We start from the raw sequence: 259 nt of genomic DNA on the forward strand, positions 1-259 counted from the left end.
GTCTCTGGTGAGGACTATGGAGTCCGGGTCCGTTACAGATCCATGAAGCTTGAGCAACCAATCATCGTGCTCGCCAGCGCCGTCGGGAATCACCGAGCGCGGTACACCGGCGTCGTCCGATGCAGTCTCAAAGAGTTCGTCGTAGTTCAGGGTGATTGCTTCCCTGCTGCCCAGGCTGGCGAGGAGCGCCGGAGCCAAACCATATCGTTTCAGCTCCACCAGCCTCGCAATGGCCTGGTTGAAGGACGGTGATTCCTGT

The 259-nt window shown here is 59.1% G+C and carries 1 protein-coding gene; it reads right to left on the reverse strand.

The window, feature by feature from the left end; all coding sequences use genetic code 11:
• On the reverse strand, positions 1 to 219 hold a 219-nt coding region (locus tag SB717_RS37360; protein WP_410908168.1), incomplete at its 3' end, for an SIR2 family protein.
• Positions 220 to 259: the final 40 nt, after the last annotated feature.

The sequence above is a fragment of the Priestia sp. SIMBA_032 genome, assembly GCF_046535215.1.
Lineage (GTDB): Bacteria > Bacillota > Bacilli > Bacillales > Bacillaceae_H > Priestia > Priestia aryabhattai.